This is a genomic window from Halomonas hibernica (assembly GCF_013183775.1).
Lineage (GTDB): Bacteria > Pseudomonadota > Gammaproteobacteria > Pseudomonadales > Halomonadaceae > Vreelandella > Vreelandella citrativorans.
The window spans coordinates 319,997-340,591 of the sequence record NZ_VIFN01000001.1 but is presented as its reverse complement, the minus strand read 5'-3'; the positions used below and the strand labels follow the sequence as shown (position 1 = coordinate 340,591).

20 protein-coding genes are annotated in these 20,595 nt (G+C 55.0%); 5 read left to right on the top strand and 15 right to left on the bottom strand.

The features are described from left to right. Positions 1-2 precede the first annotated feature (2 nt). Both parE and pgi read right to left on the bottom strand, forming a co-directional pair. Complete coding sequence (gene parE, locus FKN99_RS01585) at positions 3-1,913, bottom strand: DNA topoisomerase IV subunit B (RefSeq protein WP_172116258.1); 1,911 nt, start codon at positions 1,911-1,913, stop codon at positions 3-5. 157 nt (positions 1,914-2,070) lie between these two features. Further along, on the bottom strand, positions 2,071-3,768 hold the full coding sequence (pgi, locus tag FKN99_RS01580; RefSeq protein ID WP_172116257.1) for a glucose-6-phosphate isomerase: 1,698 nt from the start codon (positions 3,766-3,768) through the stop codon (positions 2,071-2,073). A 100-nt stretch (positions 3,769-3,868) separates the two neighbouring features. Here pgi and cmoA point away from each other — a divergent pair, with 100 nt between their 5' ends. Together cmoA and cmoB are read left to right on the top strand one after the other, a co-directional pair. After that, complete coding sequence (gene cmoA / locus FKN99_RS01575; RefSeq protein ID WP_087109693.1) at positions 3,869-4,612, top strand: carboxy-S-adenosyl-L-methionine synthase CmoA; 744 nt, start codon at positions 3,869-3,871, stop codon at positions 4,610-4,612. Further along, positions 4,613-5,605: a tRNA 5-methoxyuridine(34)/uridine 5-oxyacetic acid(34) synthase CmoB gene (cmoB, locus tag FKN99_RS01570; protein WP_172116256.1), complete on the top strand. Its 993-nt coding sequence runs from the start codon at positions 4,613-4,615 to the stop codon at positions 5,603-5,605. Positions 5,606-5,647: 42 nt separating this feature from the next. Here the strand turns inward: cmoB and FKN99_RS01565 are convergent, their stop codons facing one another. From FKN99_RS01565 to FKN99_RS01525, 9 genes are all read right to left on the bottom strand, one after another. Next, entirely contained in the window at positions 5,648-6,322 is a 675-nt protein-coding gene (locus tag FKN99_RS01565) for a zinc metallopeptidase (protein ID WP_087109551.1), read from the bottom strand. Positions 6,323-6,401: 79 nt separating this feature from the next. Further along, a complete protein-coding gene (locus tag FKN99_RS01560; protein ID WP_172116255.1) occupies positions 6,402-7,541 on the bottom strand; it encodes an App1 family protein in 1,140 nt (379 codons plus the stop codon). Further along, on the bottom strand, positions 7,541-8,104 hold the full coding sequence (locus FKN99_RS01555) for a type 1 glutamine amidotransferase domain-containing protein (protein WP_172116254.1): 564 nt from the start codon (positions 8,102-8,104) through the stop codon (positions 7,541-7,543). Before FKN99_RS01555 ends, FKN99_RS01560 begins: the two co-directional genes overlap by 1 nt. A 192-nt stretch (positions 8,105-8,296) precedes the next feature. Next, entirely contained in the window at positions 8,297-9,724 is a 1,428-nt protein-coding gene (gene cysN, locus FKN99_RS01550) for a sulfate adenylyltransferase subunit CysN (RefSeq protein ID WP_172116253.1), read from the bottom strand. Further along, on the bottom strand, positions 9,724-10,686 hold the full coding sequence (cysD, locus tag FKN99_RS01545) for a sulfate adenylyltransferase subunit CysD (RefSeq protein ID WP_172116252.1): 963 nt from the start codon (positions 10,684-10,686) through the stop codon (positions 9,724-9,726). Before cysD ends, cysN begins: the two co-directional genes overlap by 1 nt. Before the next feature lie 174 nt (positions 10,687-10,860). Next, on the bottom strand, positions 10,861-11,595 hold the full coding sequence (locus FKN99_RS01540; RefSeq protein WP_172116251.1) for a metallophosphoesterase: 735 nt from the start codon (positions 11,593-11,595) through the stop codon (positions 10,861-10,863). Then, positions 11,595-12,041, bottom strand: a complete 447-nt coding sequence (locus FKN99_RS01535) for a DUF1249 domain-containing protein (protein ID WP_172116250.1) — start codon at positions 12,039-12,041, stop codon at positions 11,595-11,597. The genes FKN99_RS01540 and FKN99_RS01535 overlap by 1 nt, the downstream gene beginning before the upstream one ends. Positions 12,042-12,064: 23 nt before the next feature. Continuing rightward, the gene (locus FKN99_RS01530) at positions 12,065-12,718 is read right to left on the bottom strand and encodes an NUDIX domain-containing protein (RefSeq protein ID WP_172116249.1); all 654 of its coding nucleotides are present in this window, start codon (positions 12,716-12,718) and stop codon (positions 12,065-12,067) included. A 75-nt stretch (positions 12,719-12,793) separates the two neighbouring features. Then, positions 12,794-13,438, bottom strand: a complete 645-nt coding sequence (locus FKN99_RS01525; protein ID WP_172116248.1) for a tetratricopeptide repeat protein — start codon at positions 13,436-13,438, stop codon at positions 12,794-12,796. A gap of 196 nt (positions 13,439-13,634) precedes the next feature. On the opposite strand from FKN99_RS01525, the gene greB reads away from it, so the two are divergent. After that, positions 13,635-14,168, top strand: a complete 534-nt coding sequence (gene greB / locus FKN99_RS01520) for a transcription elongation factor GreB (RefSeq protein WP_172116247.1) — start codon at positions 13,635-13,637, stop codon at positions 14,166-14,168. A 13-nt stretch (positions 14,169-14,181) separates the two neighbouring features. On the opposite strand, the gene FKN99_RS01515 is transcribed toward greB, so the two are convergent. The 4 genes from FKN99_RS01515 to FKN99_RS01500 all read right to left on the bottom strand — a co-directional run bounded on the left by FKN99_RS01515 (position 14,182) and on the right by FKN99_RS01500 (position 18,377). Continuing rightward, positions 14,182-14,910, bottom strand: coding sequence for an SIMPL domain-containing protein (locus tag FKN99_RS01515; protein ID WP_172116246.1), 729 nt, complete (start codon positions 14,908-14,910; stop codon positions 14,182-14,184). A gap of 109 nt (positions 14,911-15,019) precedes the next feature. Next, positions 15,020-16,018, bottom strand: coding sequence for a methyltransferase (locus tag FKN99_RS01510; RefSeq protein WP_172116245.1), 999 nt, complete (start codon positions 16,016-16,018; stop codon positions 15,020-15,022). Further along, positions 16,015-16,824: a methyltransferase domain-containing protein gene (locus tag FKN99_RS01505; RefSeq protein WP_172116244.1), complete on the bottom strand. Its 810-nt coding sequence runs from the start codon at positions 16,822-16,824 to the stop codon at positions 16,015-16,017. Before FKN99_RS01505 ends, FKN99_RS01510 begins: the two co-directional genes overlap by 4 nt. Positions 16,825-16,868: 44 nt before the next feature. Further along, a complete protein-coding gene (locus FKN99_RS01500; RefSeq protein WP_172116243.1) occupies positions 16,869-18,377 on the bottom strand; it encodes an amidase in 1,509 nt (502 codons plus the stop codon). Positions 18,378-18,560: 183 nt separating this feature from the next. On the opposite strand from FKN99_RS01500, the gene FKN99_RS01495 reads away from it, so the two are divergent. Together FKN99_RS01495 and FKN99_RS01490 are read left to right on the top strand one after the other, a co-directional pair. Further along, the gene (locus tag FKN99_RS01495) at positions 18,561-19,571 is read left to right on the top strand and encodes a LacI family DNA-binding transcriptional regulator (protein WP_172116242.1); all 1,011 of its coding nucleotides are present in this window, start codon (positions 18,561-18,563) and stop codon (positions 19,569-19,571) included. A gap of 36 nt (positions 19,572-19,607) precedes the next feature. After that, positions 19,608-20,576 (top strand): sugar kinase, encoded by a 969-nt coding sequence (locus tag FKN99_RS01490; RefSeq protein WP_172116241.1) that lies wholly within the window; start codon positions 19,608-19,610, stop codon positions 20,574-20,576. The last annotated feature ends 19 nt before the right edge of the window (positions 20,577-20,595 follow it).

Here is a 20,595-nt window from a genome sequence, read left to right as displayed (position 1 = left end):
GGTTATACCTCAATATCTGCGAGGTTGCCGTAATCTTCCAGCCATTTCTTGCGGTCGCTGGCGCGCTTCTTGGCGAGCAGCATATCCATCATTTCCATCGTGCCATCGCCCTCTTCCAGGGTGAGTTGCACTAGGCGACGGGTTTCGACCGACATGGTGGTTTCGCGCAGCTGTAAAGGACTCATTTCGCCCAGGCCCTTAAAGCGCTGTACGTTTGGTGGGGCGGCCTTCCGCGTACCGCGCTTTTTCGCCAGTTGCTTGAGCACGGCGGCTTTTTCGCTCTCATCGAGGGCGTAGTGCACCTCTTTACCTAAATCAATGCGGTAAAGGGGCGGCATGGCGACAAATACATGGCCGGCATCCACCAGCGCCGGAAAATGGCGTACAAACAGCGCACACAGCAGCGTGGCAATGTGCAAACCGTCGGAGTCGGCATCGGCGAGAATACATATTTTGTGGTAGCGCAGCTTTTCAAGGTCGGCGCTACCTGGGTCGGCGCCAATCGCGACCGCAATGTCATGAACTTCCTGAGAGCCGTAAATATCGTGCGTCTCGACTTCCCAGGTATTCAGAATCTTGCCGCGCAGGGGCAGGATTGCTTGAGTGTCGCGGTTACGCGCCTGCTTCGCGCTGCCCCCGGCCGAGTCGCCCTCGACCAGGAACAGCTCGCTGAGTGACGGGTCCTGCCCGGAGCAGTCAGCAAGCTTGCCGGGAAGCGCCGGGCCTGATGTGACCTTTTTACGGGCGACCTTCTTGGCCTTTTTCTGGCGATGCTGAGCGGCGCTGATCACCAACTCCGCCAACTGCTCGGCTTGATCAATATGATGATTGAGCCACAACGAGAAGGCATCCTTCACCACGCCGGAGACAAAGCCTGCGATGGTGCGTGATGACAGCCGCTCTTTGGTTTGCCCGGCAAACTGGGGGTCGAGCATTTTCACCGAAAGCACGAAAGAGGCGCGCTCCCAAAGGTCCTCAGCGGTGAGTTTGATGCCGCGCGGCAGCAGGCTGCGATATTCACAAAACTCGCGTAGTGCATCCAGCAGTCCTGATCGAAAACCGTTAACGTGAGTGCCGCCTTGCGGCGTGGGAATCAGGTTAACGTAACTTTCCAACAGCGACTCACCGCCTTCCGGTAGCCATTGAATGGCCCAATCCACACCGTGCTCGTCGTCACTGAAGTGGCCGACAAACGGTTCACCGGGCAGTACGTCATAGCCATCGGTGGCTTCGGCCAAATAGTCGCGCAGACCATCAGCGTAGGCCCACTCGGTTTTGGTGCCATCTGGCTCAATCAGCGTAACGGCAAGCCCTGGGCAGAGCACCGCTTTGGCGCGCAGTAGATGTTTAAGCTTTGAAACGGCCAGTTTGGGGCTGTCGAAATAGCTCTCATCAGGCCAAAAACGCACTAAAGTTCCGGTAGCGCGTTTAGCCGCCTTGCCGATTTCATGCAGATTTTCGACTTTTTCGCCGTGCTCAAAGGCAATCGCATGGCGCGCACCGTCACGGGTCACTTCTACTTCCAGGCGCCGTGAAAGCGCGTTAACGACCGAGACGCCAACGCCGTGAAGGCCACCAGAAAACCGATAGCTTGAAGAGGAGAACTTACCGCCTGAGTGCAGTTTGGTAAGAATCAGCTCCACCCCTGAAACGCCGTGCTCGGGGTGAAGATCAATCGGCATACCTCGGCCGTCATCCTGAACCTCGATGCCCCCATCGCTGTGCAACGTGACACGAATAAAAGAGGCGTGGCCGGCCAGCGCTTCGTCGACGCTGTTATCAATCACTTCCTGGGCCAGGTGATTGGGCCGTGAGGTATCGGTGTACATACCGGGACGCTTACGTACCGGCTCGAGCCCTGACAGGACTTCGATAGAACTCGCGCCGTACTGAGAGGCATCAAACTGGGTCATGTAACGTCGGTTCCTGAAGGGTAAAGCTGGCAGCCTCCTGTAACTTGTACAGGCGGCCGACAAAGATCGCTAGAATAGCAAAAAGCTGTATATCCAGCCATATCTAATACATGGCAGGAAAACTGGGAGCACGCTTTTTCATAGACGCCCGAGGCAGTTATCCATCCTGCTCGGCAGCCCAAAACGCTTCAATCAAGCCGCGGCTAGAGGCATCCATGCGGGTAATGTCGCCCTGCCCATCAATGATGCCTTGGGTATCCGTGGCAATTTTTTTGCCAAGCTCCACCCCCCACTGATCGAACGGATTGATATCCCAGATAACGGCTTGAACAAACACCTTATGCTCATAAAGGGCAATCAAAGCCCCCAGCGTAGCGGGCGTTAGTGTATCCAGCAGCACCGTGGTCGATGGTTGATTGCCGCGATAGCGTTTGTGCTCTGGACGGGGGCCATCATCGTCCAGCGCGTCATCGCCGAGCATCAGAACGCGGGACTGGGCAAAGCAGTTGGCAAGCGCTAGCCGGTGCTGCGCTTTGAGATGGCGGCGAGTATCCGGGTCTTCTACCTCATCATAACGCTTGAGCGGAGCGATAAAGTCACACACCACCGACTGAGTGCCCTGGTGAAGCAGCTGATAAAACGCGTGCTGAGCATTGGGGCCCAGCTGCCCCCACAGTACCGGGCAGGTCGAATAATTGACCGCCTGGCCTTGGCGGGTAACCGACTTGCCGTTGGACTCCATTTCCAGCTGTTCAAGGTAGGCAGCAAAATATTCCAACCGGCCATCGTAAGGCAGGATTGAGTGGGCGCGGATATCCAGAAAATTAACGTTCCAGATACCGGCCAAGGCCAGCAGAACCGGCAGGTTATCTTCCATGGGCGCTTCACTGAAGTGGCTATCCATGGCGTGGGCACCGGTCAGCAGCTCGCGAAAATGCGTCATGCCTACGACCAGAGCAATCGGCAAACCAATCGTGCCCCATAGCGAATAGCGCCCGCCTACCCACTCCCAGAATTTAAGCTGGTGGTCGGGGGCAATGCCCCACTCGCTCATTTTCTCGGGGCTGGCCGACACACCAATAAAGTGCTGACGCACAATGAGTTCAGCGCTTACCGGTGGAGCACTGACAAAATCGCTATGCTGAGTTAAACGGCCCAACAGCCAGTCTCTGGCCGTATTGGCGTTGGAAAGAGTATCAATGGTGGTAAACGACTTGGAGGAGAGCACAAAGAGGGTCGTTTCCGGATTTAGACGCCCTAAATAATCGGCCAACTGCGAGCCATCCATGGTGGAGGCAAAATGCACCTCAACGGGATGAATATCGTCAGGCCGATAATCGGCCAGTGCATGGGTCACCATCAATGGCCCTAAATCCGAGCCGCCGACGCCTAAATTCACCACATGGCGAATGGGCTTGCCCGTGGCTCCTCGCCACTGCCCGGCGTGCAAACGACACACCAGACGCTCCATTTGCGCCAGGCTTTCCTGCACCCCGGCGACAATATCTTCCCCTTCAACGTTCAGCGTTGCCTCGGCCGGTAAACGCAGCGCTGTGTGCAAGGCTGGGCGATTCTCACTAACGTTAACCCGCTTACCACTTAATAAAGCATCAATAGCGCTGGGCACACCCGCATCGTGCGCCAGCGCTAACAGATGCTCAAGCGTATCGTCGTCCCAACGCTGCTTGGAAAGATCCAGCGTCAGACCTGCCTCATGGCGGGTAAAATGCGCCCACCGGCTGCTCTCCGAGCCAAATAGTGTTTTTAAATGAACGCCTTTGAGTTCATCGGCATGCTGTTTTAATGTCTGCCATGCGGGCAGTTTATCGGGGGTGGCGCGTGATGCTGAGGCCATTTGCCGTCTCCTGTGGCGTCGAACCATGCAGCTCGGGTCTGTTCTGGTCAAATCAGGGCGCGTAAACTACTCCCCCCTTTTGATGATTCCCGGCTTGCCAATGAGTAATGCATCTTACCGTGACGCTATCTTTTCGACACCCCTTGATCGAGTGGCGCGCTTCTCGTTCGATGAACAGGTAGTGGCTTGTTTTCCCGACATGGTCCGTCGCTCTATACCAGGCTACGGCCAAATCCTGGGCATGCTGAGCCTGATTGCCCAGCGTCACCTTCGCCATGGCGGCCACGTGTATGACCTGGGCTGCTCGCTCGGCGCCTCAGGCCTGGCGCTTGCGGGCGCACTCGCCCCTGACGCGTTTCGCTATACCGGCGTCGACTTATCACCAGCGATGGTGTCGCGTGCTCGCCAGACCTTCACCGAAGAGTGCCCTGAACATGCCATGAGCGTGGAAGAAGCTGACATTCGCACGCTGGAGTATGCGCCATCCGGCATGATCATTCTTAACTTTACGCTGCAGTTTTTGCCACCCGCTGACCGGGATGCCCTGTTAAGGCGGCTGTTTGACGCGCTCGAGCCTGGCGGTGTGCTGGTTTTATCGGAAAAAACCGTTGACGTCGATGAGCGGGATAATGCCTGGCGAGTTGAGCGCTATCATGACTTCAAACGCGCCAACGGTTACAGCGACATGGAAATCAGCCAAAAGCGCACCGCGCTTGAAAACGTGTTGGTGCCCGATACGCTGGATGCGCTGCATCAGCGCTTACAGCAGGCAGGCTTCCCACGTACGGTAACGTGGTTTCAATACTTGAACTTTGCCTCTGTCATTGCGTTTAAGGAGAGTTAAGTGGAACTCCCTGATGACCACCGCACACTTTATCAGGCGTTTTTAGACCAGGGCTTAACGACCTGGCTGGCTAAATTACCCGAGCAGCTGGCCAGAGGGCTTGACCGCCAACGCCATGGCGACCTGCCCGCTTGGGAAAAAGCCGTTGCCAAACTGCCAGCCTTACCGGCCGAGCGCCACGTTCAACTGGGCAGCGATACGCTAACGGTAGAGCTTGCGCTCAGCGATAGCCAGCAACGCCAATGCTTTAATCTACTGCGTAAGCTGGCTCCGTGGCGCAAAGGACCTTTTCAGCTGGGCGGCATTCATATCGACACCGAATGGCGCTCTGATTGGAAATGGCAGCGCGTAGCACCTCATTTAGCGCCCCTGAAATACCGCAAGGTGTTGGATGTAGGCGGCGGCAGCGGCTATCACGCCTGGCGGATGACGGGCGCCGGGGCTGCATTCGTGCTGGTGATTGACCCTTCACCACGCTTTTACTGGCAGTTCCAAGCAGTGCGCCACTTTGTGGGCGACGCAGACGGTGGGCGCACTCAGTTTCTACCGGTCGGAATCGAGGATGTACCGGAAAACCTCGGCTTTTTTGATACGGTGTTTTCAATGGGCGTGCTTTATCACCGTCCTTCGCCACTTGAACATCTTCAGCAGCTGAAAGCCGCGCTGGCGCCGGGTGGCGAGCTGGTACTGGAAACGCTGGTGGTGGAAGGCGACGAGCAAACGGTCTTTGTGCCCGGCGAGCGTTACGCCGCGATGCCTAATGTTTATTTTCTGCCCTCATCAAAAGCACTTTGCCACTGGCTTACCCGTTGCGGCTTTACCAATATTCGCGTGGTCGATGAAGCAGTCACGACACTGGAGGAGCAGCGCTCCACCGAGTGGATGACCTATCAATCCTTGGCCGACTTTTTAGACCCCAATGATTGTACCCGCACCCTTGAAGGCTACCCGGCACCACGTCGTGCGGTGATTATTGCCAATAAGCCGGAATAGGCTGTAAAAACAGTGCTTTAAGCGAGCGCTAGTCGTTAGCGTTTAGCGGCGCAAGATCACCAGCCAGCGGCCCAGGTTGAGCATGCTGGCAAGTGAAGCCGCAACATAGGTGAACGCACAAGCGGTAAGCACATGCCGAGCGCCCGGCATGTCGTAGGGTGGCACGTACTCTTTTAAAAGCGGCAGTGCGCGGTTGAAGCTGGCATCAAACTCCACCGGCAGCGTGACCAGATGCACCAGGGCGGCGGTACCAAAGCTGATCACCGCCATGCCAATGACTAACGCCAAACCGCCCGGCACGCGCGTCAACAAGAATAAAAACGGCGCGGCCATCATTAGAATCGCGCCCATTTTTTCTGCCTTTTGGGCAACACCTACCAAGCGGCTGCGTGCCAGCAGTGGCGCATAGCCCTGGTGATGCTGCAACGCATGGCCTACTTCATGGGCGGCAACGGTGACCGCCGTTAACGAGCAGCCATCATAATGGTCAGGCGAAAGGCGCACACAGCGCGTCTCTGGGTCGTAATGATCGCCGAATTCGGTACGCTCAACGGGAACGTCTTTAATCCCCAGACGCCGTAGCAAATGCTCGGCAAGCTCAGCGCCGGTGCCAGGGTAGTCATTACGTCCTCGCATATGGCGCTTTAGCACCCACTTTGCCCATACATTGGGCAGTATAAATACCGCGAGTAACAGTACGACGAATAGAACGACCATGATGACTTAACACTCACTAGGAGAAAACAGGGAAAGGGTTCGTTTTATCATGGCCGGGCTAGCAACAACAGTGTTGAGGCTAGACTTCCCCTTGGGCTTCACGACGCTCTTCTTCGCGATGCGCTTTTACATCGCGCTCGACCGCTTCCAGGCCCCGCGCTGAAATATCGCCATTGGCGTGGGCGTGCTCAGCAATCAATACACTGTCGGGGGCGAGCACCAAGTCGCACTCGGAATTGACCAGTTCATCTCGAAGCCGTTGAATGGCCTTTTCGCGCTCAGGGTCTTTATCCACGCGGCGGATATAAATCGCCTTGATGCGCCCAGGATAGGCTTTCACGATCTCGGCATACACTTCCGGGTCGTGCTGTCCGCTATCGCCAATCAGGATGCACGGTAGCTCATCAAACAGCGTCAACATTCGATCAATTAACAGGCGCTTGTGAGCTTCGGCGCGACGCGGCCAGGGGTGACGCAGCGAAATTCCCCACTCGCGTAGAAACAGGATCGGCCCCACCGGAATCCGGTTAAGCTGAAAGAACGTTTCGAGCATTTCGTAAATAGCCCATGGCCCGCGGGATACATACAAAATAGGTCGCTCGGCCTTCTCACTTTCACCCCGGTGCAGCGCCTGATAAAGCGAGGCAACGCCAGGAAACGCCGTACGCCGATGCGGTTTACGCACAAACAGGCGATAGAGCATCTTTAGCTTTTCGGCAACGCCGGTAAACATGACGGTGTCATCAATATCACTAATAATCAGCAGGTCTGTTTCCGGTGGCGGTACGTATACCTCAACATTAGTACGTACAGGCGACTGGTTTACCGCATGCACCCTAATATCCGCTCGATGCCAGGACACATCGATAGGCAGCGAATGGGTAATCGGAAGGTGAGCATCGAAATAGCCGTCGCGGTCGGTTGTCAGGGACAGTTCGTTTTCACCAATACGAATATCGACCTGGGCACCGGCCAAGCCCCGTCGAAAAATGCGGCGCGCTACATCAGCTGTGTCACGCAGCATCCCCCGGCGTGGGATTGCGCGGCCAAGAGCGGCTTGGCGGAATACCCGCCCCATCAAAAACACTTCACTGGACGAGCCGTAACCACGGTAAGGATGAACGACCATTCCCCCGCGGCCACGATCTCGCTTCATCGGTTTTGCAACCGTGTGGACAAGCCTTTTAACAAAGCTTGCCCACGGGCTCAACCATGACATTAGGCGTGTTGACCTGAGTGGCGCCCTTCTTGCAGCTCTTCAAGGAGCTTGGCATTGAACGCATCCAAGTCTTTTGGGGTACGGCTAGTGACCAAACCATTATCCACCACGACGGCCTCATCGACCCATTCTGCGCCCGCATTGCGTAAATCCTGAGCGACGGTGGGCACCGACGTCATACGACGGCCTTCTACCAAGCCAGCGTTAATTAAAATCCATGGCGCATGACAAATAGCGGCTACCGGCTTACCTGCGTGAAAAAATGCTTTTACAAAACTTAGCACGTCTTCTTTGACCCGCAGCGCGTCGGGATTGAACAGGCCGCCTGGCAGTACCAGGGCGTGATAATCAGATTCATTGACATCTGCTAGCGCTTTATCAGCCGAATATGTATCACCCCAATTAGCTTCTGCCCAGGCACGGATATCGTTGCCTTCAGGTGTCACGATATCAACATCAACACCGGCATTTTTGAGTGCGTCACGTGGTGAGCTCAGCTCAGATTCCTCAAAGCCATCGGCCGCCACAATAGCGACGCGTTTACCCTTTAGTGTTTGGTTCATCATGCTCTCCTTTTCGTGATGAGGCGTGCGTGAAAACGCTTTATCAGTGTGGCGTATCTTGGGAGAGCGTCAAGCGAGCCGACCGCTAGATTAGAGATGTTTGATTTAAGTAGATATAAAAAAGCCCGCTTAATCAAAGCGGGCCAACCTGTTGATAAAGACTATTGGTCAAGACTATTGATGAAAAATGATTTAGCGTTTGAGCAATTGACTAATATCGTTGGCTTCCCAGTGCGGAAAGTGCTTGCGTACCAGCGCATTAAGGTCTTTCTCAAACGCTGACCAGTCCGTGGTGGGGGCTTCAGCAACACCGGCTGAACCCGCTTCACGAATCATTCCCGCTCCCACCGTTACGTTGGTCAGCCGATCGACAACAATAAAGCTTCCCGTTTTAGGGCTCACCCGATAATTATCGATGGGTACGGTGGCGGTAAGCTCGATATCACAGCGGGCAATCGCATTGAGGTTTAACGCCTGCGCTGTGTGCTTCTCAAGCGTATTAACATCAATTTGATAGTCAATAGCGCTGACCTGCCCGGAAAGATCGCGGGTAGCGAGTTTAAAGTCGTAAAGCTTACCCAGGGTTAGTGGGTCTTCATGCATCCAGACCACATCTGCAGTAAACCGGTTGGAAAGCGGCACATCCGCATCGGCACTGACGAGCCAGTCGCCACGAGAAATATCGATCTCGTCTTCAAGCGTCACGGTAATCGCTTGGCCTGGATAGGCTTCGCTTAAATCACCCTCAAAAGTGACAACTCTCGCCACGGTAGAGGTTTTACCCGAAGGCAGCGCTTTTATCGCTTGGCCGGGGCGTAAGATCCCGGCGGCCAGCGTCCCGCAGTAACCACGAAAATCCAGGTTCGGCCGATTGACATACTGTACAGGTAAACGCAGATCCGTCAGGTTGTCGTCTTGGCTGATTTCGGTATTTTCGAGTAGTTCGATCAGCGTCTCGCCGCGATACCATGGCGTGTGCTCGCTACGGTTAACGACGTTATCGCCGTTGAGCGCCGACATGGGCACAAACTGGATATCGTCCACCTGCAAATTCGTTGCAAACGCACGGTACTCTGCCTTGATTTCCTCAAAGCGCTGCTCGGAAAAGCCCACTAAATCCATTTTGTTGACAGCAATGACCAAGTGCTGAATACCCAATAAGTCAGCAATAAAACTATGCCGACGCGTTTGGGTTTGCACGCCATAGCGAGCGTCGATAAGGATAATCGCAAGGCTTGCCGTAGAAGCGCCGGTGGCCATATTACGTGTGTACTGCTCATGACCTGGCGTATCGGCAATGATAAATTTGCGCTTATCCGTCGAGAAGAACCGATAGGCGACATCAATAGTAATGCCCTGCTCACGCTCGGACTGCAGACCGTCTACCAATAGCGCCAAGTCAACCGTATCACCCGTAGTGCCACTGATTTTGGACGCTTGAGTAATCGCTGCTAGCTGATCCTCAAAGATCATCTTGGAATCGTGCAACAAGCGGCCGATCAGTGTCGATTTACCGTCGTCGACACTGCCGCAGGTAATAAAACGCAGCAGGTCTTTGTTTTCATGCTCGTGCAGGTACTGCTCGATGTTGTCAGCGATTAAGTTAGATTGATGAGACATTAGAAGTACCCCTCGCGCTTTTTCTTCTCCATCGAACCCACCTGGTCGCGATCGATGGCGCGGCCACTGCGCTCACTGGTGCGGGTCAGCAGCATTTCCTGAATAATTTCCGGCAGCGTTGCCGCTTCGGACTCCACTGCGCCGGTTAGCGGGTAGCAGCCAAGCGTTCTGAAACGCACCGACTTCTCTTCAGGCACTTCACCTGGCGCTAGCGGCAAACGATCGTCGTCTACCATCACCTGCATGCCGTCGCGCTCAACCACTGGGCGCTTGGCTGCGAAGTACAGTGGCACAATCGGGATAGACTCCAGATAGATGTACTGCCAGATATCCAGCTCCGTCCAGTTGGAAAGCGGGAACACGCGAATCGACTCACCCTTGTTGACCCTGGCGTTATACATGTTCCAGAGCTCAGGACGCTGGTTTTTGGGATCCCAACGGTGGTATTTGTCACGGAAGGAGTAGACCCGCTCCTTGGCCCGAGAGGCCTCTTCATCGCGCCGGGCACCGCCAAACGCAGCATCAAAACCATGCTTGTCCAGCGCCTGCTTGAGCGCTTGGGTCTTCATGATATCGGTATATTTGGCGCTGCCATGCTCGAACGGGTTGATATTCGCCTCCCGCCCCTCTTCGTTGGTATGCACGATCAGTTTCATACCCGCCTCGGAAGCCATGCGATCACGAAACTCGATCATTTCCCGGAATTTCCAAGTGGTATCCACGTGCATCAGTGGAAACGGCGGGGTACCGGGATAAAATGCCTTCCGCGCCAGGTGCAGCATCACCGAAGAGTCTTTGCCGATCGAATACATCATGACCGGGTTACTGAACTCAGCCGCCACTTCACGAATGATATGGATGGACTCGGCTTCAAGCTGTTTTAAATGAGTGAGACGCGCGGCGCTAAGTGCGCTGGGCACCTCACGCCGGGGCGTCGAAGAGAGCGGGGAGAACTGAGTCATGGTCTGCTACCTCACAAAACAAGCCAATTTTTATAAGCTTGCAGTACACGCTGAATTAAAACGTTATACGTTCGATTGTGGATAGAGTAACGCCGAGTCAATAATAACCCAAAAGAATTAATAACTATCCTTTTATTCTTTTATCGCCTAACGAACATAAAAAACATGATATCGCTATACGTCAACGCGCTCGACCCAGGTATCCCACTGCTCACCGCTAAGGTTTATCACTCGGTAACCAGGCCGTGAGGCTTCATCAATCGTAAATTCATCAGCGCCCGGCATAAACTGATCAGACATGGCTGGGCAGCCGTAAACACTCACTGAACCTGCCGCTGTTTCAATGTGCTGCGCATACGCTTGGTGAGCGTGACCAAACAGCACGACTTTCACCTGAGGATAAGCGCTTAAAACCTGCCAAAACGCTTCACGATCTTGTAGGCCGATAGCATCCATCCAGTCAGCGCCAACATCCACCGGTGGGTGGTGCATGGCAATCAGCGTGGGGCGGTCATCCTCTTCCAAACGTGTCGTTAATGCCATCAACTGTTCGCTGCCCAGCTCGCCGAAGGGTTGGCCCGGCACTTGGGTATTGAGCAGCAGCAGACGCCACTGCTGCAAATCTACCTCGTCAAGCAGCGGATGCTCGGCGCACATGAATGCTACTTGGTCGTGATTGCCCGGGAGCCAAAACCACGGGCAAGGAAGGTCAGCCAACGCCTCCTTGGCCAGTGTATAGGAAGCAGCCGTTTCATCCTGACTGATGTCTCCCGTCACAACGATAACGTCCGGACGTTCAGCCGCTGCTGCCGCGAGAACACGTTGAAAATGCAGCCAAGGAACCCCCGCACGCGAACGTGTAGTAACATCAGCATGCAAGTGAGCATCGGTAATCTGTACAAGGCGCATTAGCGCATCTCCGGTAAATCGCAGGTATGACCATGGGCTAGTCCATGCGCTAACCATTCGCCTAAAAAGCGGTTTAGCTGGAGCTTTTCATCAGGCTGATGCATCTGCGCATTAGGATATCGATAGCGGCCACTAAAGTGGCGCTGACGCTGAAAATCCGTCACCTCCGCCATACGCACGTCATGGTAAAGGTGCACGCGCATACGCGGGCCGTCCATAACTGAATCCAACGGACCGCTTTGAGTGACCGCCACCATGGTGGTGTAAGGGGCATGTTCCAATACGGTAAGCTGCAAATCGCCAAAGTACTGCTCATCACTGCTTAAGGCGATCTCTCGGCGCTGGCCACTCTCCATATCGCCCACCAGGCGTAATAACCGCAGGTAGTTGGCGCTGCACTCCCCCTGGAGCGACTTTAAATCGGTGACATAGGCTGTTCTTGCCATGAACACTCCTCGTGGTTTTCACTTTACGTGAGCGCTCGTTGGGATGCCGCGCGCAACGAAGCACGCTGACCAGCTAGCCAGTGCAATCCAATCAAACACATGGCGTTGTCGAGTCTTCCCTGTATCAAGAGTTCCCACGCGGTCGGAAAAGACACCACGTGAACACGAATATCTTCATGCTCCTCATCAAGGCCATGAATACCGCCCATACCTTGAGCATCAACCAGCCCACAAAAAAGCGTTACGCGTTCGTTGCACGCGCCAGGGCTTGGGTAGTACGTATGCATTAGCGTTAACGGGCCTACCACGCAGCCCGACTCTTCCAGCGCTTCGCGCCGGGCAACCTCTTCGAGTGATTCATCTTGTTCAACCAACCCTGCAACCAGCTCTAGCTTCCAGGGCGAAACGGGATCATCGAAAGCGCCAGCACGAAACTGCTCCACCAGCACAAGCGCATCCCGTGCAGGGTCGTAAAGCAATACGCCTACCGCATCGCGACGGTGGTGCACTTCGCGATGCATGGGCTTGCTCCAACCACCTTCAAAAAGCCGGTGGCGTAGTTCCATGGCTTCCAAGCGAAAAAAGCCCTGATGAAGCGTTTTACGCTCAATCAGCTCTATATCGTCACGGCCAAAAGGCGGTGTTTCTAATGATGAAGTTTTAGCATTGAATGCCATGCGGCACTCCCAGTAATCACAATTACCCCATTATCAATGCTTGCTACCGGGAATGCCAACCTGGCCTAGTCGGGGTTACAGACGGTTTAGCATGGCTTGGGCATCGCGGCGTAACGCTTCATCGGAGAGTTCACGCTGCGCTCGTGGAGTACCGTTCACCGCGCGCTCAGCGTGCTCGCGGGCAGCGGCGGTGTCCCCTTCATCAAGCAGGAACGCGGCGTAATAGTAGTTGACGTCGATACCTTCAGGGCGAATCTCAACGGCACGCTGAAACATTTGCTGAGCTTTTTCACTGCTTCCAAAGCTAATTGGGCGCCCAGGTACGTTGTCGTAAAGTGCGCCCAGTGTGACGTAGGCAGAACCGTTTCCTCCTTGCGGATCAAGCGCAATGGCCTGTTCAAGCGCATCACGCGCATCACCAGCGATACCCAACGCGCCGAAACCACCACGTTCACGCGCATACGAAGCCAGAATAATGCCCTGCCAAATCAGAAGCTCCGGCTGATCCGGGTTTTCGCTGGCCAACGTCGTGACTTCATTAGACAAAACGTCCAACGTGCCTTCACGCTGGTTAGCTGGCAAGTCGCTCACCGTATGTTCCCAACGGTTCTTCAAGGAGAACAGTTCGTTTTCATAGGCCAAAGCCGTTAAGGGTAACAGCATTAGCGTGCTGCCAAGCGCTGCGGTCATTATCAAACGAGAAAACGGTCGTGTGCGCATTATTATCTCCTGAGTTGTTTTTATATCGACATATAGACGCTGCGTTGTTAAGCGCTAATCAGCCTATCCTCACAATGTAACGAACGTTTGATTGATTCGCTAGCCGCGAGTGATGTCGCTGTGCTTTTGTTTACTTTCTCTTTACCCTACAGTCGTCTTTAACCAGCGCTATCTTTAACCAGATGAGAGTCCCTTAATGAAAGGTCGTAACATGACCCGCTGGCGCGATCCGGCAAAAGATCCGCGTCAGGCACCCAAAAGCAATTTGATTACCGCCGAGGGCGCCGCGCGTTTACGCGGAATTTTGGATCACTTATCCAGAGTCAAACGCCCCGCACTCTCAACAAAAGTAGGTGAAGCCGCTGCGCTTGGCGACCGTAGTGAAAACGCTGATTACACTTACAACAAGAAAGAGCTGAACCGTGTGATTGCGCGGATTCGCTATTTGACCCTACGTCTGGATGAACTGCAGGTGGTTGACCGACTACCCGCAGACACCAACAAGATATTTTTTGGGGCATTTGTCGAGCTAGAGGATGAAGACGGCGAAGCGCTTAGCATACGGATTGTAGGACACGACGAAATCGATACCCAAAAGCGCTGGATCAGTATTGATGCGCCCATGGCCAAGGCACTTCTCGGCAAAGGGGTCGATGACGATGTAGAAGTGCTTACTCCAAATGGGAAGGTGTTCTACACCGTTACTGCGATCCGCTATGCCTCGCTTTAGTGCATGGGGCTTCCTAATCTTTTAAGGCATAGTCGATAGTCGTCACCACTCGGACACGCTTGATATGCGGGGTATAGCTGTCCAAATCATCAATCGAGAAATAGCCTTGGGTTGCCTGGCGGATCTGCCCTACCTGACTCCCGGAGTCTTCAGCAAACTGCTGGGCGGCATTACGCGCGTCAGCCGTCGCCTCGGCAATCATCTCAGGCTTGATCGCCTCCAAGCCGGTAAATAGAAACTCGGTTTGGTACTCGTAACTTGGCGAGAGCAAAACCCCTTGACGTACCAGCGACGAGGTCCCTGGCATTGCCTGCATCACGCCCTCAACATCCGGCGAACGCAGCAGCAACGTGGCCTCAGCGCGGTAACGCTCATCAGGACGCTGTCCACCATAGAGATTACTAAACTGGTCGGTAATTCTGGGGGGTGTTGTGCTGATATGCCCGAGTTCAAATCCCTGAGACTCCAAAAAGCGACGAACCGCCTGGTCATTATTGGAAAGCTGCTGCTCCAGGTCGCTTAAGCTATTAGCGCTCACGCTGTAGTTAAATGGCCATAGCACCAAATCGGCCGCCACCTCACGCTCGGCCAAACCACGCACGGTGACATTGCGCGAAGACTGCTGCCACACGTCGGCCGCCTGTTTGATGTAGCTACCACCTCCGACCAACCCCAGCGCCAGCAGCCCACCTAGCACAACCGCACTACCCAATATCACGATGCTTCTACTGCTTTTAACCATCGTCTCTACCCCGCACAACGTTCATTAAACTGCCCAATGCCTATCAGCATCATAGCCGTGAAATGGGAGTGCGTCGGTAGTTGAATATGGTTAGTGTGAGGAAATAGTGTCAGCTACGCTGGCTACGGTAGACTCGAAACCGCCGATTATCAGCAAGCGTTTCAAAGCTGCCAAAAGCCTCGGTGAGAAGGTCCGGATAAGGCAAGAACACATTGGCGACCATGATGAGACGCCCACGGTTAGCAAGATGCTTAGGCGCTTGGCGAATCAAGCGTTGGCTGGGCCCGTAGCTTACGTCTCGCTCTTGATGAAACGGCGGGTTACTAATAATAAAATCGTAGGTTTCACTTTCCAACGCGCTATACACATCGCTTTGCAAAGCGTGCCCATTAACCTGATTAGCCTCTAGCGTGCGATGCGTTGCCTCTACAGCAAAAGCGCTGACATCCACGGCGGTTACCGCATGGCCCCGTTTGGCAAGCCAGGCGCTAATAATGCCATCGCCACAGCCCATATCGAGAATACGTTGAGGCGCTTTAGGCAGCTCTTTTTCCAGGCTGTCCAATAGTAGCAGCGTGCCTTCATCTACCTTGCCATGGCCAAAAACGCCGGGATGGCTAACCAGCGTTAAGCCCAAAGCATCAAAGCGCTGCCAAGCGTCTTCCAAGGTGTTCTCAAGCGCGATGGTGCGTGTGGCAAAGAGTGAACAGCGCCGCGCGTTATCGCGCTTGTCACAAATCATCCCCCGCTCTGCGAGTACGTTAGGCACGCGTTTCACGCCGCCACTGTGCTCACCGACAATCTCAATGACCGTGCCCGTGGGTAGCACGCTGCATAGCCACTCAAGCCACCAAATGCCTAGCTGATGCGCTTTAGGCCAGAACAACACTATCTCGCCTTTGTTAACGGCATTTTCAGGCAGCGCGAAGGGGCTAAACGCTCTCTTATCGGCAGCTTGCCACTCGCTTAGAACCCCAAGATCCCCACTGATAGCGCCTGCGGATTGCGCGATTAACCAGGCATCAACCGGTGGCGCTACGACCATAAGTGCCGTGTAGTCATCCTGTTGACGTTCCAGCAGTTGGCAGGCAGGTGATTGGGCACTCATTGGGAAGTCTCCGGTTTAATCAACGTGTAGAGTAAATAACGACCCAGTCGCCAGTGCGGGTCTTGTTGGCAGTACTTTTTTTCAAGCGCCAGCAGCGTTTCACGCTCTTTATCGCTGGCGGGTGGCAGGCGTAGGTAATCCTGAAACACACGGATACCTGCAACGCTTGCCACTTCCAGGCTGTTTTCAGCCCCCCATGCCACTATCTCAGCGTGGGTAACCGGCGAAATAGGCGTTAAGCGCTGCCGCTTGCCCTTGCCTTCCAAACGATCACTTAGCGCCTTTTCCAAATTGCCTTTCACCGCATTGGAAAAGCGCAGCGCATCGCGGTTAAACACCATCAGGCTCAACTGCCCGCCGGGCGCGAGCAGGCTGGCCAGGATTGCCATCGCTGAGCGCGGGTCGCCCAACCACTCAAGCACCGCATGGCAGGTAATCAATGGCCAAGGGCCCGGCGCTTGCTGGCCTAAATTCTGAAGCGGAGCATGCACGTAGGCCATCGCCTCGCTAGGCAGCCGCTTAGCTTCACGGTGCCAATGTTTGGCATACGTAAGCATATCCAGCGAGGGCTCGGCCATAGTGACCGGGTGCTGGCGTTCGGCAAACCACGCCGCCTGCTGGCCTAACCCGCCGCCGACATCCAGTACGGGTTGCTGAGTTAGTTCAAGCATTTGCGGCAGCAAGTAATCCAGCATCGCCAAGCGCAGCTCGCCGCGGGGCGCCTGATAAAGCGAGCGTGAAAACTTGTCGACCAGACCGTCGAAGTAGCGGTCTCCAGCGTCGTTTAATTCATAGGTTGGATGCATGCATAAGGCCAAGCGGCATAGTAAAGCCGCGTAGTTTACCCTGCCTAAGAGCGGAACGCTTGCAGCGGTAATTGATGCTGCCAGGCATCGTGCCGTTCAAATGCCGCAGCTAGCTGTAAGAGCTGTTTATCTTCACCAAACCGCCCGACTATTTGCACGCCTACCGGTAGGCCATTGGCGGCCATATGCAAAGGCACTGACATGGCGGGCTGGCCGGTCAGATTGGCTAATTGGGTGAACGGCGTGCGGCCAAGGGCATCCACCGCCAGCCTCTTTAACAAGCCTGCCTTTAGCGCCAGCGATGATGCCCCAGGAATGGCCAGCACAGACATTAAGCGTTCACGTGCCGCGGATGGATAGAGCTCGCCAATTTCAGGGGCGGTATCTGCGGTGACCGGCATCACCAGCGCATCAAAGCGTTGATGAAAACGGCTCATCTGTTCAGCGGCCACGTGCCAATGGCGTTTCGCCAGCTCGTAATCCTGTGCTAATAGTTTACTTCCCAACCGGCCGATAGCACGTGTAGAGGGTTCAATCGCCAAGCGGTGCATGGGTACACCGGTTTGCTGGCTAATCCAGCGAAGGTCCGCTGCCAAGTGGCCAAGGTAAAGTGTTAAGTAGCTATCTGCCAGGGCTTCACCATCCACCGGCGGATCGCACCACTCCACCTCATGGCCCATTTCCGTTAGCGCAGCGGCGGCTTTATTAACCGCTGTCTTTACTTCCAAGTTTAACTGCGTGCCCAAGCCGCGGCTTAAAGGCTCGCCCAGCGATACCGCAATACGTAATCGCTTAGGCGAGGACGCTAATGCCGTTACGAAGCCGGTTTCAGCGCGCACCGGGTACGGGCCGGAAGGTGCCATACCGTTCACCTTCTCCAACAGCGCCGCACTATCTCGTACACTGCGCGTCAACGCATGCTCAATGACCGCCCCCTGCCACACTTCCCCATGGCTTGGGTCAAGCGGCATCCGCCCACGCGTAGGTTTAAAGCCAAAAAGCCCACAGTAGCTGGCAGGAATACGGATGGAGCCACCACCGTCCCCGGCCAACGCCAACGGCACAATTCCGCTAGCGACTGCCACGGCTGCACCGCCGCTGGAGCCACCGGGTGAATACCCCTTCCGCCACGGATTAACAGGGTGCGGAAAGGCTTTAGGCTCGGTAATTCCCATCAATCCCAATTCAGGCGTGGCTGTTTGCCCAATAACGATCAAGCCCGCCGCTTTTGAGCGCTGGATAATCGGCGAATCCTCTTTAGAGCGCCACTGAGTTAACGCAGTACATCCGGAGGCCAAGGGTTCACCGGCCAACCCCATCAACAGATCTTTACTTAAGGTGGGCACTCCACCAAAGAGCGCGTCATCGGCGATCTCCTCACTCTCACGCCGGGCTTTCTCGAATCGCGTTCTAACGACCGCTTTCAGGGCAGGATTTAACGCTTCAATCGCCTTAAAGGCAGCCTCCAGAACGTCTGCGCGACTCACCTCCCGGCGGCGGATCAGTTCGGCAAGGCCGGTGGCATCATATTGTTGGTACTCGTGAGACTGCATTACGTTCGCCTATTATGCTTTTCTCTACAGCCTAGCAGAGGGCGTCCACTTAATTTTTCTTAACTATATGTTTTCGCTCCCCCCCTCCACTGAGCCTTAAGGCGTATTGCCTTTAACTCCAAAACTCACTATGTTGGAGTCAATTGGGAACGTTCCCATTTTACTGTTTAATGGATAGCCAACATGCCCCCTGCCTCTGTGCGCGCCACACTTATTGAAGTCGCTAAACTGGCGGGCACGTCTAAAACCAGCGTATCGCGCTTTTTCGGCCCGGAGCGCGAACGGCTAACCCCCAGCCTTCAAACCCGCATTGCCAACGCCGCCGCGACGCTGGGCTACCAGCCCAATTTAATGGCACGCGGTCTCAAGGGAGGCGGCTCGCGCCTACTGGGCGTACTGGTGGCCGATATCCGCAATCCGTTTTCAGTGGCAGTTGTCCACGGCGTAGAGCAAGCGGCTCGGGCTAACGGTTATTCATTAATCGTTTGCAATACCGATAACGACCCAGAACGAGAACAGCAGCACCTGCGCCTGTTGACGTCGTATCAGGTAGAGGGCTTGATGATTAATGCTACCGGGCAGCCTGAAGCGCAGTTACAGGCACTCATGCATAGCGGTGTCCCCCTCGTGCTACTTGACCGCGAAGTTCACCAACTTGACGTTGATGTGATCGGGCTTGATAACGCGCTAGCGATTGATATGGCACTGAATCATCTCGTGCAACAAGGGTATCGCTCCCTTCTCTATGTCAGTGAGTCGCCTGCACATGCCAGTACCCGCCAGGAACGGCTACAGCGCTTTAACCAGCAAGCAGAGAGCTTAGGGATCAAAAGTCAGACGCTGATACTGGACAAGGCAGCACCTCACATTGAAACGTTAGCCAACTTTAACCAGCACACTGCCTCATCACCAGGCGCTGTTTTATGCGCTAACGGTAACGTCACGCTCGCTATGACACGCAGTTTTCAACAGCTGGGCATCCCCTTGGGCCCTACCGGTTTAATGGGAATTGACGAACTGGATTGGTGTGAGCTGATAACGCCAGGCATCACCACCCTGGCCCAGCCTACCGATGATATCGGCCATGCTGCCGTCAGTTGCCTGCTCAACCAGCTTAACGGCTCAGCGCAGGCATCACCCGTACGCTACCGCCATGCGCCGCGTTTACAGATCCGCGGCAGTACAACGCTTTAGCCAAATCCTTAACACCCTTAAAAAGAGAATATCCTGATGGCAAATACAACATTCTCCTCCCCACGGATACTGACCTTTGGCGAAGCCATGGCCATGCTGGTGGCGAATACACCGGGTGATCTAGCAGAAGTCGAAAGCTTTCATCGCCGTTTAGCAGGCGCCGACAATAACGTCGCCATTGGCCTTTCGCGCCTGGGTTTTCACGTTGGCTGGTTAAGCCGGGTAGGCACCGATAGCCAAGGTCGATTTATTCAGAAGGCCTTAAAAGCCGAAGGTATCGATGATCGGTATATTCATCTTGATGAACACCACCCCACCGGGCTGATGTTCAAAGAGCGCGCAGAAAACGGTGCCGACCCACGGGTTGAGTACTTTAGGCGCGGCAGTGCCGCCAGCCACTTAAGCATTGAAGATGCCGCTTCCATCGATTTTCAGTCGCTCACTCATCTGCATGCTACCGGCATTACCCCCGCGCTTTCTAAAAGCGCCCTGGAATTAACCCGCCACTTGATGCAGCAGGCACGCCAAAGCGGCGCCAGCATTTCCTTCGACCCCAATTTACGCCCATCACTTTGGCCCAGCGAAGCTGTCATGCGTGATACCTTAAATGAGCTGGCTAGTCTTGCTGACTGGGTGCTACCGGGACTTTCCGAAGGGCGGCTTTTGACCGGCTGCGAATCGCCCGAAGCGATTGCCGACTTCTACCTTGAGCGCGGTGCCAAGGCCGTTATCATCAAGCTGGGGCCAGAGGGCAGCTATTATCGCGGCACGCTGGGAGGCTCTTTGGAAAGCATCAACGTGCCCGGCCAGCCGGTCGCCAACGTTGTTGATACCGTGGGGGCTGGCGATGGCTTCGCGGTCGGCGCGATCAGCGCGCTACTGGATGGCCTAACTGCTCGTGATGCGCTTAAACGTGGCAATCTGGTCGGCGCCCAGGCCGTACAAGTCGTCGGTGATATGGAAGGTTTGCCCACCAGGGACAAGCTGGAACAACTTGAGCATTAGGGTCACATGTAACAATCAC